The 13972-nt window shown below is 51.6% G+C and carries 14 protein-coding genes; 1 reads left to right on the top strand and 13 read right to left on the bottom strand.

Annotation, left to right across the window (positions count from 1 at the left end):
• Window positions 1-850: 850 nt before the first annotated feature.
• From ACFQ0N_RS07110 to ACFQ0N_RS07095, 4 genes are read right to left on the bottom strand one after another with little or no spacing between them, the layout of a single operon-like run.
• On the bottom strand, window positions 851-1654 hold the full coding sequence (locus ACFQ0N_RS07110; RefSeq protein ID WP_379324240.1) for an MBL fold metallo-hydrolase: 804 nt from the start codon (window positions 1652-1654) through the stop codon (window positions 851-853).
• Entirely contained in the window at window positions 1654-2322 is a 669-nt protein-coding gene (locus tag ACFQ0N_RS07105) for a GNAT family N-acetyltransferase (RefSeq protein ID WP_379324238.1), read from the bottom strand. Before ACFQ0N_RS07105 ends, ACFQ0N_RS07110 begins: the two co-directional genes overlap by 1 nt.
• Before the next feature lie 27 nt (window positions 2323-2349).
• Window positions 2350-3048 (bottom strand): GNAT family N-acetyltransferase, encoded by a 699-nt coding sequence (locus tag ACFQ0N_RS07100; RefSeq protein ID WP_379324236.1) that lies wholly within the window; start codon window positions 3046-3048, stop codon window positions 2350-2352.
• A 4-nt stretch (window positions 3049-3052) separates the two neighbouring features.
• Window positions 3053-3913, bottom strand: a complete 861-nt coding sequence (locus tag ACFQ0N_RS07095; protein WP_379324234.1) for a carbon-nitrogen hydrolase family protein — start codon at window positions 3911-3913, stop codon at window positions 3053-3055.
• A gap of 180 nt (window positions 3914-4093) precedes the next feature.
• On the opposite strand from ACFQ0N_RS07095, the gene ACFQ0N_RS07090 reads away from it, so the two are divergent.
• The gene (locus ACFQ0N_RS07090) at window positions 4094-4579 is read left to right on the top strand and encodes a C40 family peptidase (RefSeq protein ID WP_379324232.1); all 486 of its coding nucleotides are present in this window, start codon (window positions 4094-4096) and stop codon (window positions 4577-4579) included.
• Between the two features lie 72 nt (window positions 4580-4651).
• On the opposite strand, the gene ACFQ0N_RS07085 is transcribed toward ACFQ0N_RS07090, so the two are convergent.
• The 9 genes from ACFQ0N_RS07085 to ACFQ0N_RS07045 all read right to left on the bottom strand — a co-directional run bounded on the left by ACFQ0N_RS07085 (window position 4652) and on the right by ACFQ0N_RS07045 (window position 13896).
• On the bottom strand, window positions 4652-6007 hold the full coding sequence (locus ACFQ0N_RS07085) for a HAMP domain-containing sensor histidine kinase (protein ID WP_379324230.1): 1356 nt from the start codon (window positions 6005-6007) through the stop codon (window positions 4652-4654).
• Entirely contained in the window at window positions 6004-6702 is a 699-nt protein-coding gene (locus tag ACFQ0N_RS07080; RefSeq protein WP_379324228.1) for a response regulator transcription factor, read from the bottom strand. Before ACFQ0N_RS07080 ends, ACFQ0N_RS07085 begins: the two co-directional genes overlap by 4 nt.
• Before the next feature lie 133 nt (window positions 6703-6835).
• Window positions 6836-8389 (bottom strand): ABC-F family ATP-binding cassette domain-containing protein, encoded by a 1554-nt coding sequence (locus ACFQ0N_RS07075; RefSeq protein WP_379324226.1) that lies wholly within the window; start codon window positions 8387-8389, stop codon window positions 6836-6838.
• A gap of 85 nt (window positions 8390-8474) precedes the next feature.
• Window positions 8475-10022 carry a serine/threonine protein kinase gene (locus ACFQ0N_RS07070; RefSeq protein WP_379324224.1) on the bottom strand — a complete coding sequence of 516 codons (1548 nt, stop codon included), beginning with the start codon at window positions 10020-10022 and terminating at the stop codon, window positions 8475-8477.
• A gap of 99 nt (window positions 10023-10121) precedes the next feature.
• Window positions 10122-11138, bottom strand: a complete 1017-nt coding sequence (locus ACFQ0N_RS07065) for an SAM-dependent methyltransferase (RefSeq protein ID WP_379324222.1) — start codon at window positions 11136-11138, stop codon at window positions 10122-10124.
• Window positions 11135-11914 carry an ABC transporter ATP-binding protein gene (locus ACFQ0N_RS07060; protein ID WP_379324220.1) on the bottom strand — a complete coding sequence of 260 codons (780 nt, stop codon included), beginning with the start codon at window positions 11912-11914 and terminating at the stop codon, window positions 11135-11137. The genes ACFQ0N_RS07065 and ACFQ0N_RS07060 overlap by 4 nt, the downstream gene beginning before the upstream one ends.
• Window positions 11915-11930: 16 nt before the next feature.
• A complete protein-coding gene (locus ACFQ0N_RS07055; RefSeq protein ID WP_379324218.1) occupies window positions 11931-12236 on the bottom strand; it encodes a cyclic-phosphate processing receiver domain-containing protein in 306 nt (101 codons plus the stop codon).
• Window positions 12237-12240: 4 nt separating this feature from the next.
• On the bottom strand, window positions 12241-13074 hold the full coding sequence (locus ACFQ0N_RS07050; RefSeq protein WP_379324216.1) for a deoxyribonuclease IV: 834 nt from the start codon (window positions 13072-13074) through the stop codon (window positions 12241-12243).
• Window positions 13075-13080: 6 nt separating this feature from the next.
• On the bottom strand, window positions 13081-13896 hold the full coding sequence (locus ACFQ0N_RS07045) for an Fpg/Nei family DNA glycosylase (RefSeq protein WP_379324214.1): 816 nt from the start codon (window positions 13894-13896) through the stop codon (window positions 13081-13083).
• Window positions 13897-13972: the final 76 nt, after the last annotated feature.

The raw sequence follows: 13972 nt of genomic DNA, 5'->3' as shown, positions 1-13972 counted from the left end.
CAAGGTTCGGGTCTTCGCCAAAATCAAGGGGATGGCGGTCAACATCAAATTGATCGTGAAAAAACTAGGTTACTCTTACAAGGACCCCTTTGTCCGGCAAAAAAGCCGAAGACAGAGGGGCGCTTCCCCATGCGCATAAAGGCCGATTCGTCAGCCCGGTAGCCTGAAGAAGGCTGAAGGACGATGTGAAATGTATCGTTCGAGTCTACTCGAAGGCCACGTTTAGATGGAAATCTTCCTGAAATTTCAAAAAATCTTCAAAACAGATACGGGGAGCCTTAACATTTGAAATTAATCGACGCTCTCCGTAGATCCGTTATCTGTGAACAAAACAGCTAATTGGCGTGCTTGCGGACCGTGGTTCCGTTATTTGCCTCAAAACGGCGCGAAAACCCGGCAAAATCGGCAAATAACGGATCGTGTGTCCGCGAAACCTTCGAATGAGCCGGGGTTTGACAAAATAGCGGATCGTAGGTCCGCATGCCTCAAAGTTGGCCGCTCAAAGCCACCTTCATGAAAAAGTCAAGGTGATTTGAACCTGATGCTGCAACTAACTGGAATTCTACAGTCCATTTTCATGCTTTGTTCACAAGACAGCCGGACTACACGGAAAACCTACAGTTAGAAATGGTGAATTGACCTAGATGGTGTAGATTCAGCCGAACTAGCTGTATGAATTCCAGTTAGATTGCGAAAATCGTCCTTTTGGGCTGATTTACCTACCTAAAATCCTGTTAGACGCCCATTCCATTGCATACCACTGAGCGGCAGACATTTTTCTAACTTACCTATCAAAAAAGGATGAAGCAGGACTATCATTCCCGGTCCATCCTTAACCTTCGAAATCATGCTATACAACCACTTGCAGACCGGCCTTCGCAAAGCTTACTGCTGCCGGAAGCGAGTAGTCGCGGCGAATATCAATGTCATGCGACATATGGGTAAGCAGCATCCGTTCCGGCTGAAGCTTGCCAAACAGCTCGCATGCCTCCGTTACATCATAAACAGAGCGTGTTTCCATCGGATACGGCTCCTGATAAAAGCTTGCTCCCAATATAAGCAGCTGCAGGTCATGCATAGGGGCAAGCTGTTCCGGCGTCAGATTAATCGCATCCGGACAATACACCCACGCTTTGCCTGCCGCTTCATGGTCGAATCGAAAGGCGAATGAGATCCCGTTTTTCCCGTGATTCACCTTCCAACAGGTGATTTTCCAAGCTCCCAAATTGAACGGTTCATCTATCGGTTTGAAGGCAATATTGCGTTCAAGCCACGGAAAACGATTCACGATTTCAGCGATGACTTCCGCCTTCGCATATGCTTCCCCGCGCCTGTTAAGCCAGCGGCAGCTGTCGGCCCACTCCGCTAATCCGGCAATATGGTCAAAATGCGCATGGGTCAGCAGCATTTTATCGATATGCCGCATATTCGCCGCTTCCATCTGACTGCGCCAATCCGGTCCGCAATCAATCAGCATCGTGCCGTACGAAGGGTCGCTTAGATGAACAAGCGAACGGGTGCGGCGATTGCTGCCCCCCCTTCGCGCTTCTGTACAGACGGCACAGTCGCAATAGACCCTGGGCACCCCCATCGAATCGCCAGTCCCCCAGAAAGTGACCTCCGTACCGCCGGCATGCTGCATGCTTCCTTCCATTAAAACGGCTCCAGGCTCAGCATTTGCCGCTCAGCGATGCCTGCCATCATTTGATGCCACTGTTCTGGCTTGGCCGGCAAGGCCGAATAATAGCGGGTCAAAAACCGCGAAACCAGCTCAGCCGGCAGCTCCTCCAGCGGCTCGTCCGCCGGCATAAAGCATAGATCCAGCCCCGTTACTGCCTCGCCATTTTCCTGCCACGACGGATGCACATAGGATAAATCGATGCGCTTGTATCCCATATGCGACAGCACCTCGCGCCTTACATAAGGATTCATTGGCGTTACGCCGCCAAAATGATAATCGGCCGTGATTGGGTTATACACTTCTGCAAACATGCCAAGCGGCACAGTGCCGCTTTCTTTCGCCAGCCGGGCAATGTCCTTCTCGCGGTTGCGCATCAAAAACCGCCCAATCCCCATTGCCGGCCGCCCGATGATCGTAAAATCAGTCATCGCCACGGCTAAATCCGGATAGTAGCGGTACTCGGTAGCTCCGACCACCTCATCATTGTGGAGCGCAGCATAAACATGAATACCTTCATCCTGCAGCGGCTCTTCCCAACGCTCGAATGCCAATACTTCCTCAGGAGGAAAGACCGTTTGAATAAGCTCATGCAGCTTCTTGAACAACGGATCGCGGATAGATTGAATGCGTACATATTCCATTTTGATACGATACCTCCTTGAATTGAATCATAAGTTATGAAGTTGACTCGCTTCGAATGCGTCTTTTTGGTAAAAAGGATTTTTCCATTCCATCAGCGCTGCATAATGCAGCGACTCTTCGTCCTCCAAATAGCGCTCGGCCACGCCTACCGGCATACGTCCGCAGCGCAGCAGAAAAGAAAGCACCGAATCGTTCAATTCCCCGGCTATTACCCGCTCGACGTATTCCCAAGCTGTGCATTGATCAGCATAGCGATGATAGCCTGGCAGACGCCCTCCGCCAAGCAAACGCGGGATGCCAAGCTGGACAACGACCTCGTACATCGATTGCATAAGCCATTTGCCGACACCATACTTGCGATATTCTGGAATGACGCATATATCGACTACATATAAAGTGTCACCCTGCGGATTGTGGTTGCGGATGTAGCCGTTATCGGTAACAGCCTCCCAGCGATGATCAGCTGCTATTGTCGCGCTATTCACCCGCAGCCCGGTCATAGAGCCAATAAGCCGGTTGCCCGCTTGAGCAACGAGCGCCCCTTCCGGAAACCGGGTCACATGTTCCAGCAGCTGCTCTTCTTTCCACCACAGCTCAGAAGGAAATGGCGGCGGAAAGCTCTCCTGCTGGATGGCGATCAGGCCTGCTATATCATCGGCTGTATAGTTGCGAATTGCAATACGCTCCGGCTTGCCGGATGCATATACAAACAGCTCCTTACGCATAACCTCACTTCCAATCCGGGTACAGATCAGTGCGGCGATCGCGCCAGGTCGTCACTGAGCCTGCCGCTCTCACCTTCTCCAGCAGCGATACATCTAGATCGCCCACGACCAGCATATCCTCGTTGATAACGCCTTCGGCGATGATCCCTGCCGGCGGAAACGGAATATCATTCGGCGACAATATAGCGGCCTGTCCAAAATTCGCCCGCATAAAATCAACTTTGCGCAATGAGCCCACCGTCCCTGTCGTAACAATATAAATTTGATTTTCTATTGTACGGGCATGGCAGCAATAGCGTACACGATAAAATCCGTGACGGTCATCGGTGCATGAAGGGCAAAAAATGATATTGGCTCCTTTGGCTCTCGCCATCCGGACGATTTCGGGAAACTCGATGTCATAGCATGTAAGCATGGCCATGGTGCCAAACGGCGTATCGAACACCTCGAGCCCTTCACCTGGCGCCATATTCCACTCGGCCACCTCAGTCGGCGTTAAGTGCAGCTTCGCTTGCGTAACAACTCTGCCGTCCGGATCGAACAAATGGGCGACATTCCGCCGTTTGCCCGCTGCATCGGCTATGACATGCGTACCGCCGATAATATGCATCCCATATTCCGCGGCGAGCCCTCTGAACAAATTCACATAATCGTCTGTAAAGGAAGGCAAATCCTCAATCTTCAGAGCATTGCCCTTACTGTCGGTCATGGAAAGTAGCTGGGTCGTCAAAAATTCCGGAAACAATAAAAACTGCACCTCATATTCTGAGGCATTTCGTACATAATGTGTTACTTGCTCGGCAAATTGTGCAAAACTGCTAATATCCTCAAGTCTATACTGGACGGCGGCTACACGTAAATTCAATTCCTGTTCACTCCCAATTAAAAATTTCTCACCGTTTTTTAATAAAGCGTGTAAAAGCGTATCTATTACTGAAAAACAATCTTTTTATGTACGATTTGGTAAATTTTAGAGAGATGTTTTTCTGATATAGTAGCCCTGTAGCATGATTCACATCATACAAACGCTGGAGGGATCTTACACATGTTGAAAAATAACGCCATCGTCCGCAAATTATCGGTTGCAGCAATCGGCGCTGTGATCGGCTTCAGTTCACTAACAGTCGGAAGCGTACCGAAAGCAGAGGCTGCTACTGCTGCTCAAGCAAGCCAAATTATTAACATTGGCGATAATTACTTGGGTGTCCCCTATCGCTTCGGAGCGCCGAGCGGTGTGACTTATGCATTTGATTGCTCATCATTTACACAATATGTATATAAAAAAATAGGAATTAATCTGCCTCGCACTTCCAGACAACAGGCTAAAGTAGGTACTTATGTACCCCGCTCCAATTTGAAGCGCGGCGATCTTGTTTTCTTCCGCACAACCGGAAAAGGGATCGGCCATGTCGCCATCTATGTCGGCAACAACAAAATCCTGCATACGTATGGCCAAGGCGGCGTTCGCTTCAGCAGCCTCAAACAGTCGCATTGGGACTCGCACTATGTGACAGCAAGACGCGTATCCTAGTGACTCTTCCCATTAAATATTGCCGTTTCTTCGCTCGGGATGTGCACCGCACAATCCGGGCAGAAGAAACGGTTATTTTTTTTGCGGAATTGCCACTGTAATTGTCGTCCCTTGATTCGGCTTGCTGAATACGTCGATTTGTCCTTCATGCAGATCAACAATCCGTTTGGCAATGGAAAGGCCTAAACCTACTCCTCCCGTTGTCCGTCTGCGCGCGCCATCGACACGGTAAAAGCGCTCAAACAGATGGCTCATATCGCTCTCCGGAATGCCTATTCCCTTGTCGGATACAGAAAGGCGTACATTGCCTTTTGTAATTGCAATCGTAATATCGATTGGCTCTTTGCTATATTTGATCGCATTGTCCAGTAAAATTACGAGCAGTTGTCTGATCTTATCCTTGTCCGCGCTCACCTTCACGTCGGTCTTCGGCGTATGCACGCGAATTATCCTTTGAAATGTCGTATAAAGCATATCAGCGGTTTCATCTGCCAGCTGCACCAGATCGAATGTCTCCAGCTTAAGCCAATCTTCCTGTTCCGCCTCCGCTAGTACAAGCATCGATTTGGTCAAGTTTTGCAATCGCTCGCTTTCTTTGACGATCGCTTCAATCGCTTCATCACGCACGTTATCGTTGTCTCGGCCCCAGCGGCTGAGCATATTGGCGTAGCTGCTTATGACAGTAAGCGGCGTCTTCAATTCATGAGATGCGTCAGCTACGAACTGCCGCTGTCTGGCGAAAGTCCGGTCCAGCTTCTCGATCATCTGATTAAAGGCTCTAGCCAGCTGCTCCAGCTCGGCGGACTGGTCCTTGCCGTTCAGTTCTATTTTGCGCAGCTTGCCGCTGCGGTCAATCTCGCGCATCGTCTGCACCATATGCTGGATCGGAGAAGTCAGCCGCGAGGTGAACCAATAGGTGCCCAGTATTGCAAACAAGATGGCGCCTGCACTCGTCACGGTCAGCGCGATAACGAGTACCTGCAGATAGCTGTCAAGCAGCGTCAGCTTGCGGTACAGCTGTATTTTGCCAATAACCTTATGCCCCTCGTACAAGGGCACTTCCATATAAATGACCCGCCGCCCTTCAACTAGCAGCATCCCGGTTTCAAACTGGCTGCTAAAGGTCGTCTCCAGCGCAATGAGCTCGGGGTCGGAGCCCTGGGAATTGATCGTCTTGCCGTCCGGTGTGACAATCCGGATCAACTCATTGACATTATAATAGTCGCGCAGCAGCTCGGGATCGCTCAATCCCGCTATATTGTCCACCCTTGGATCTTCAAGCAATATATTGACCTTGTTCGTTAGCAGCTGCTCCTCGCTGCGCATCGTAATCTTAATGACGAACAAATAGACAAATATGTTGAATAAAATAAGGATGAAAATTAACCAAAATATTGTGAAAAAAGTAAATCTCCTGCGGAGTGTCATGCGTCAGGCTCCTTTAACATATATCCCACCCCGCGAACGGTATGAATCAGCTTATGCCGATAGCCCTTGTCGATTTTCTGCCGCAAATAACGGATGTACACATCAACGAGATTCGTCTCTCCGATGAAATCGTATCCCCACACCTCTGACAAAATGTCTTCCCGGGATTTTTCTTGATTTTTGTGCTCGGCCAAATAAACTAGCAGTTCAAACTCCCGCGGCGTTAGCTCGATTGGCATCTCCTTGCGGAATACCTTACGCGAGCGCAGCTCAATTGACAGGTCTGCCGCTCTAATGACATCGGCACTCTCGGCTTCCTTCTGCTGCTGTCCGAAAATACGCAGCAAATTGCGAACGCGGGCCAACAATTCTTCCATCGCAAACGGCTTCGTAATATAGTCATTGGCCCCATGCTCAAAGCCGCTCACCTTATCAGGAATCGTATCCCGCGCTGTCAGTAAAATAATCGGAATCGGGTTGCCTGCTTGTCTTAATCTTCTCAGCACCTCAACCCCGTTCAGCTCAGGCAGCATGACGTCGAGCAGCAACATATCCCACTCGCCGGACACCGCCTGCTCCAGTCCGCTGCGGCCGTCGGCAGCCCGTCCAACTGTATATCCTTCATGCTCCAATTCCAGCTGTAATATGCGGGCAATTCCGTCTTCGTCCTCTATAACTAAAATACGTTCTTTCATCTCGTTGTCCACCCATTTCTTGTGGTTTCTCTAATGGAACCGATCTCCCTTTATCATAATAGAAGCGCCTGGGGCAATTCAAGTTGACCGAATGTCAAGGACCCCAGAGCGCTCAGGCATTATATGAATAACGTTAAGTCGTTTGCATCGACCAGGCTTCGACATCCCATACTTTAGTAACCCAATCCTCATAAAATTCGGGCTCGTGGGATACGAGAATAATGGTGCCTTTAAAAGCTTGCAGCGCGCGCTTCAATTCCGCCTTGGCTACGACGTCAAGATGGTTGGTCGGTTCGTCGAATGCAATCCAGTTGCTTTCGCGCAGCATCAGCTTGCACAGACGCACCTTGGCCTGCTCGCCGCCGCTCAACTGGCTAAGCGCGCGAGTAATATGCTCGTTCTTGAGCCCGCAGCGCGCCAGCGCTCCGCGCACCTCATGCTGGTTCATATGCGAAAACTCGTTCCATACATCGTCCAGCGGCGTAATGTTAGGCGCCTTAGCCTCCTGTTCAAAATATGCAGGATGCAAATAGTCGCCATGGTAGACCTCGCCATCAAGCGGCTGAATCAAACCGAGTATCGTCTTCAGCAGGGTAGATTTGCCAACACCGTTGCAGCCGACGATCGCAATTTTGTCGCCGCGCTCCACCAGCATGTTCATGCTTGGCAGCAGCGGCTTAGTATAGCCGATGACGAGCCCTTTAGCCTCGAACACGGTTTTGCCGCTTGTGCGCGCCTCTTTAAAGTTGAAGGTCGGCTTCATTGCCTCGTCGGGGCGGTCAATCCGCTCGATTCGCTCGAGCTGCTTCTCCCGACTCTTGGCCCGGCCGCTTGTAGAAGCGCGCGCCTTATTGCGCTGAATGAAGTCCTCCTGCTTTTTAATGTACTCCTGCTGCTTTTCATAGGCTTCAATATGCTGGCTTTTACTAATATCAGCCATAGCGAGAAACTTCTCATAGTTCGCCGAATAGCGCGTCAGCTTGGCAAACTCCAAATGATAGATCACGTTGACGACCTCATTCATGAAGCTTGTATCATGGGAAATCAGGATAAACGCATAAGGATAGTTTTTCAAATAGCTGGACAGCCACGTAATATGCTCTTCATCCAAATAGTTCGTTGGCTCGTCCAGCAATAAGACCGTCGGCTTTTCCAGCAGCAGCTTGGCAAGCAGCACTTTCGTCCGCTGGCCGCCGCTGAGCGCCGTGACATCGCGATCCAGCCCGATCGCACTTAGGCCGAGACCGTTCGCCATTTCTTCCACCTTGACATCGATCAGATAGAAATCGCCAATCTCCAGCTGCTCCTGGATTTCACCCATCTGCTCCAGCAGCACCTCCAGCTCCTCCGGATCGGCATCCGCCATCTTGGAGGCAATTTCCCCCAGCTCCTTTTCCAGCTCCAGCAGCGGGAGAAAAGCATCCTTCAATATATCGCGAATCGTTTTTCCCTGTTCAAGCTTCGTATGCTGATCGAGGTAGCCGTAACGGACCTTGGGCGTCCACTCGACTCTGCCTTCATCCTTGAGCACCTTCCCCGTTAAAATATTCATTAGCGTCGACTTGCCCGCCCCATTGGCGCCTACAAGTCCGACATGCTCGCCGGCCAGCAAGCGGAAGGATACATTTTTAAAAAGCATGCGATCGCCAAAATTATGATTTAATTCTTCCACGGTCAATAAACTCATTTTACTGCGGCTCCATTTCTTCTAAACTAACGACTTCGATAAGCCGCTCGCGTTCCATTGTATCACAGGACATGTCCCGATTAAATCAGCTTCCTGCGAAAAGCTGCTCAATCAGCGGCCAAAGCGCCCTTTTCGTACTTGCCAGGGAACTTTTGTCAGAGCCAATTCCCCGCCCATGCCACACTTGATGAATCATATCCTCGGGTGCGAACTGCGGCAGGCTTGCAGCCGGCTCGCCCGGAAGCATGGCAAGCCATTCCTTGCGCCCGCGGAATGCCATATCTTTATTTAACAGCCACCAAGTCCGTTTGTGTTCGAGCGCCAGCCGTCCAGCCTGCAAGCCTTTGCCCTCGCGCAGCCGGGCCGGGGTCCATTTGGATAAATACGGATCGGTCACCAAAATCAGATCATCCGCCTCCATTGCATAGCGGAGCGCTTCCGGCTGCAGCCAGCTGCTTGATAAGTCGAGCAGCGATACAGGAGCGCCGCAGTTCTCGTACATAAAATGAAATTTTTCCATTTTATCGGCCTGATCCTTATAGCCCCCCGTTTCCAGCCAGGGCAATCTGGCATGCCACTTGACCGCACCCTCCTGACATTGCGCATACCTCATGTCGGCCGCCTCAGATGCAGCGCGGCTTTCATCAAGCCGGAGAGCAGCATACCACTCAGGCGGCAGCAACGGATGCTCAAAGGCTGCACAAGCCTGCTGAATTCCGATCAGCCGCGCAAGCGCTAAAGCGATCGTCGTCGCTCCTGCGCCGGATGACAAGGAGGCAACCGCAATGCGTCTCGTCTTCTTCCCGTTATTGCAAGTAAGCTTCGGGGAGATATTCGCCCTTTTACCGTTATTTCCATTTTGTGCAAGCCACCCCTGCAATGCTTCCTCTACTTCCGCGACACCCGGATAGCGGCGTTCCGGGCTCTTTTCCAGCATGCGGGCTACCATAGCTCTTATCACTTGCGGGACGGCAGGAGGCAATTGCCGCGCGGAATCTGCAAACGAGGTTGGCGCAGTGCCGCCGCTCAGCAAGAAATAGAGCAGCGTGCCTAAACCGTATATATCTGTCCGCGGATCGCTTTGTCCAGCACCAGTCTGCTCCGGCGACGCAAAGCCCGGAGAACCGATTAGCACCGTGTCTTTGCCCGCTCCGGCTTTGAAATGCCTGGCAATGCCAAAATCAATCAATTTCACTTGCCCGCTATGATCGACCATAACATTGCCCGGCTTTAAATCACGATGTATAATCGGCGGCTGTTGCTTATGCAAATACGCCAGCGCACGGCACAGCTGCACACCAATCTCTAAAATCTCATTAAGCTCGGCCTTCCATACTTGCAAAGTTACGCCGTCGATATAATCGATGACGAGCAATTCCGCCTGATCGCGGCCAGGCGGGAAATAATCGACAATTTGCGGCAGGCAAGGATGGTTGAGGCGCATGAGCATTGCCGCCTCCTCCGCCAAATACAAGCCTTCAGCGGCATGTGCCCGATTAACTTTTACCGCCCGCAGCTTGCCCTGCAGCTTCCGGTCCTCGACCGCATACACTTCCCCCATACCTCCGCGGCCGATACATTTTATAATCCGGTAGCGCCCATTCCCGACATACTGTCCTGTAATTAAGCTCAACTTGTCTTCCTCCCTCGCACAAATGGCCGCAAAAAAAAAGCACCCCGGCATGCACAGCTTCATTCATCTGTGCAGCGGGATGCTTTCCCGGCTATGTTTTTATTTCTTCATTAAGTATAACGTAATTTCCTCGCGATTGTGAAATAATTGCTTCGCTTTCTGCAAAGTAAATTCAGCGTCCAGCTTTGCGATCACATCGCGTATCGTTTGCAGCGGCTTCTTGTGCATAAGCTTCACAGTAATAATTGCCGCAGCCCCGGCTTCTAATGCCGGAACCAGATCCAGCACCAGCTTGCACATTTGCAGCGGGCTCCAGCTCATATCGCATACCAGCAAATTAAACTGTCCCTGCTTGAACTGTACATCGGCCGCATTTTTGTTCAGTACGGTCAGCCGCGGATAAGCTGCAAGCGACGGGTGCAGTTCCGCTGGATCTACCGCCGTGACCTTCAGCCCCCGCTCAAGCAGCAGATGCGTCCAGCCGCCGGGAGCAGCGCCGATATCAAGCGCTTCCCGGTAGCTTGCCAAATCCAGATGAAAGGTCTGCTCCGCTTCCAGCAGCTTGAATTTGGCGCGTGATATTTGGCCGTCCTCCCGCTGGAATCGGACAGCTCCCCCTGGCCAATCGGAAAGCTGCTCCTCCGGTGTGCCGATCCCGACATATAATACATCCTTGCCTGCCAGAATTGAAATAATTTGCTCTGGTGACTTCACTGTTGGTTCAGCGCCAGTCTCCATCAGCACCGCATCCAATACGGCCTTCGTATCGGCAGCTGAATAAGGAAACGGACTATGGTCTACACGGCGCAAATGAACAGCAACCGTATGTCCGGCAAAGCGCAAACGGGCATGGCGCACTACATCGCCTAATGCCTGCAAGTCGTCTGCAGAGCCGCGGATGGGCAGCTTCCGCTCCACAGGCTGAAGATGGCGCAAAAAGATCGGCTCTTTGCTATGAATGCGCTCAAGGGCCTCCTCCCGCTCTTCAGCCACTTCAATCCAAAATATTTCGCCTGCTGCCAGCTGCATCATCTTCATGCCGGGGAACAAACGGCGAAGCTCCTCTGCAGCATAAGCGGCAAATCCGCGGTTAGCGGTACAAATCCATTCTGTCAAGCCCGTTCTCCCCCTATCGGCCGAATCCACGGACGATCATCTGCCCATTCGACCTCAACCGGCCAATCATAAGCATCGCTAATAATTTGAGCGGTTACGACATCCCGTTTAGGTCCAGCAGCCATAATTTCACCTTGACGAATAACAGCAACATGTGTAAATAATGTTATAATTTCCTCCAGATGATGGGTTACATATACGATGGTAATGCCGCGCCCTTTTAAATTGCCCAGGTCGATAAGCAGCTTCTCCCGCTCATGCAGATCAAGCCCGGCGCAAGGCTCGTCCATAATAAGCAGCTTGGGATTGCTCATCAGCGCTCTGGCCAGCAAAATTTTTTTTCGTTCCCCTTGGGATAACGTTCCGAAAGGCTGCTCGGCCATATGGCCAAGCCCAACTTCCTCAATATGCTGCAACGCCTTCAAGCGAACCTGCTCATCGATCTCTTGGTAAAATCGCAGGAAAGCATATTCGCCTGTCGCCACTACCTCCCATACCGGGTCGCCCAGGTTGAGCTTCTCCACCATCGATTGGCTTATATAGCCCACCTCTTTGCGCACTTCGCGCACATCGCATTCCCCAAAGCGATTTCCCAGCACATCGACAACCCCTGATGTCGGGAACAGATACCCTGTCATCATTTCCAGCAAGGACGTTTTGCCTGAGCCGTTGCGTCCCAGCAGCACCCATTGCTCGCCTTCCTGAATATGTAAATTGACATTGTTCAATATTGTTCGCTCGTCTCGGCGCCAACAAATATTCTGCATTTGAATCATTATCTTCAATCCCCCATTATGAATCGGTCATCGCTTTATTAATGATATGTACATGAACCGGAGCATGCTCCGCCAGCATCCGGTACATCTGCATTTTGCCTGCCGGACTGGAAGTATGCAAATAAATCGTTTTCGGAAACCGTCCGCTTTCAACAATATAACGAACGACCTCAAGCCCCGTCGGCTGTCCCCACCCCAGGTCATAATCCAGTGACAGCGTGTCAACTTCCTCATGCTGCAGCAGCAGGATGCATTCCTCTGCATTGCTGGCCAATACGAATCCGGCTGGACATGGTCTGTAATCATCCAAATAAACGTTCATCGTCCTATCTCCTCTCCCATTGACAGATAAGATCGAGCTGAGATCGATGTGTCCCATCGTCGTCTGACGGCGTTTCCAGTATAAAGGGTACTTCCTTCAGCAGCGGATGATTGACGAGCCATTCAAACCCTTCCGCGCTAATATGCCCCTCGCCAATTCTCGCATGACGATCTCGTCTGGCGCCGAAAGGGTAGACGGAATCGTTCAAATGAATAGCCAGCAGATGGTCGATAATGCCCAGCTGCTCGGCCTTGTCCAGCCACGCTCCGTGCGGTTGTCCGTCCCACTGGCCGCTGGCGACCAAATGGCAGGTATCCAGGCAAAAGCCAATCTTATTATGCCCGCGGCTCAGGCTGCGGACCTGTGCAAGCTCCTCCATCGTAATTCCCATCAGCGTATGCTCGCCGGATTGGTTTTCAATAAGCAGCTTGGCCTTCCCATTCCAGCGGTCCGCAATTTCGCTCAAGGAGATGACGATGTTTTGATAGCCTTCCAGCAATGTCTTGCCTTTATATACGCCAAAGTGTACGACCACTCCAAGCGAGCCGCATGCTTCAGCGATCGTCAGATCGTTAAGCAGCGACTCGGCAGTGCGCGCACGGTGAAGCGGATCTTCTGCCGCAATGTTAGCAGGATAAGAAGAATGGGCAATCGACACAAGACCGTTCTGCTCGCAATACTGCCTGCAGCGCTCCGCATCTGCGTGATCGAATGCTTTTACGGCAATGCTGCGAGGGTTTTTCGGAAAGTACTGAAAGGCGGCCGCCCCTTGCCCTAGGGCGCGTCTGGCCGCTTCCCGATATCCGCCGCGGGTAGAGACATGACAACCGGCTCTCATCGGCCGCTACCGTTCCTTCTGACAGGCTGGGCAGAAAAATATTTTGCGCGAGCTTGCTTCACTCTGCACAATCGTGCCATTACAACGCAGGCAGGGTTCGCCGCCGCGATCATAGACAAGGCACCGCTCGTTATAACCGCCCGTTAAAGTATCGTCTGAATCCAGCGGCAGCTCCATATAGCCGCCGGCAGAGAGAGCGTCATGCAGCACCTCCCGCATCGCTTTATATAACCGTTCCCAATCGGCCGCTTCCAAAGATGGAATGCGGATATCAGGACGGACGCCCGCTGCAAAGGCGATTTCATCTGCGTAGCAATTTCCTATGCCGGCAATTACATGCTGGTCGACCAGAGCAGATTTAAGCGCCGCTCGCTTGCCCGCAAACAGCTGTTTGAAGCGCTCAAGCGTCAGCCGCCTATCGAACGGATCAGGCCCCAGCGCTTGCAGCTGCGCGTCGACCTCCTTGGCGGTCAGGATGTGGATATAGCCAAGACGCAGGCCGATAAAGCGAAGCTCTCCTTTCGGGAAGCCGATCGTCACTTGGACCGATCGCTCGGGCTTCTCCGCCGCCGGTTTGAATTGAATCAAGCCGTCAAGCATAAGATGCAGCAGCAGCCTTTTCCCGTTATCCAAATGAAACAGCAGGAATTTGCCGCGCCGCTCCACATACCAGACTGTGCGCCCGACCAGCTCTGCTGCGAACTGCTCAGGCATCACGTTGATCGATTTTTCGCGGGTTACCTGCACGCCTGTAACCGGCTGTCCGGCAATGCGCGCTGCTAACTGTATACGATAATTTTCCATTTCCGGCCACTCTGGCATCGGGTCACTTCCTCGCTTATTGGTACAACTTTAGTAGGAACTAAAGCAAAATCTAGTTGTATTACAATTTATTTCT

It is taken from the genome of Paenibacillus sp. GCM10027626 (assembly GCF_042676285.1).
GTDB lineage: Bacteria > Bacillota > Bacilli > Paenibacillales > Paenibacillaceae > Paenibacillus_Z.
This window is presented reverse-complemented; position numbering and strand designations above follow the sequence as displayed.

What these genes read in the sequence shown, in the direction of transcription:
- ACFQ0N_RS07110 (WP_379324240.1), bottom strand. Translation starts at nt 1,654, where the DNA reads ATGGAAGGAAGCATGCAGCATGCCGGCGGTACGGAGGTCACTTTCTGG.
- ACFQ0N_RS07105 (WP_379324238.1), bottom strand. Translation starts at nt 2,322, where the DNA reads ATGGAATATGTACGCATTCAATCTATCCGCGATCCGTTGTTCAAGAAG.
- ACFQ0N_RS07100 (WP_379324236.1), bottom strand. Translation starts at nt 3,048, where the DNA reads ATGCGTAAGGAGCTGTTTGTATATGCATCCGGCAAGCCGGAGCGTATT.
- ACFQ0N_RS07090 (WP_379324232.1), top strand. Translation starts at nt 4,094, where the DNA reads ATGTTGAAAAATAACGCCATCGTCCGCAAATTATCGGTTGCAGCAATC.
- ACFQ0N_RS07085 (WP_379324230.1), bottom strand. Translation starts at nt 6,007, where the DNA reads ATGACACTCCGCAGGAGATTTACTTTTTTCACAATATTTTGGTTAATT.
- ACFQ0N_RS07080 (WP_379324228.1), bottom strand. Translation starts at nt 6,702, where the DNA reads ATGAAAGAACGTATTTTAGTTATAGAGGACGAAGACGGAATTGCCCGC.
- ACFQ0N_RS07075 (WP_379324226.1), bottom strand. Translation starts at nt 8,389, where the DNA reads ATGAGTTTATTGACCGTGGAAGAATTAAATCATAATTTTGGCGATCGC.
- ACFQ0N_RS07060 (WP_379324220.1), bottom strand. Translation starts at nt 11,914, where the DNA reads ATGATTCAAATGCAGAATATTTGTTGGCGCCGAGACGAGCGAACAATA.
- ACFQ0N_RS07055 (WP_379324218.1), bottom strand. Translation starts at nt 12,236, where the DNA reads ATGAACGTTTATTTGGATGATTACAGACCATGTCCAGCCGGATTCGTA.
- ACFQ0N_RS07050 (WP_379324216.1), bottom strand. Translation starts at nt 13,074, where the DNA reads ATGAGAGCCGGTTGTCATGTCTCTACCCGCGGCGGATATCGGGAAGCG.
- ACFQ0N_RS07045 (WP_379324214.1), bottom strand. Translation starts at nt 13,896, where the DNA reads ATGCCAGAGTGGCCGGAAATGGAAAATTATCGTATACAGTTAGCAGCG.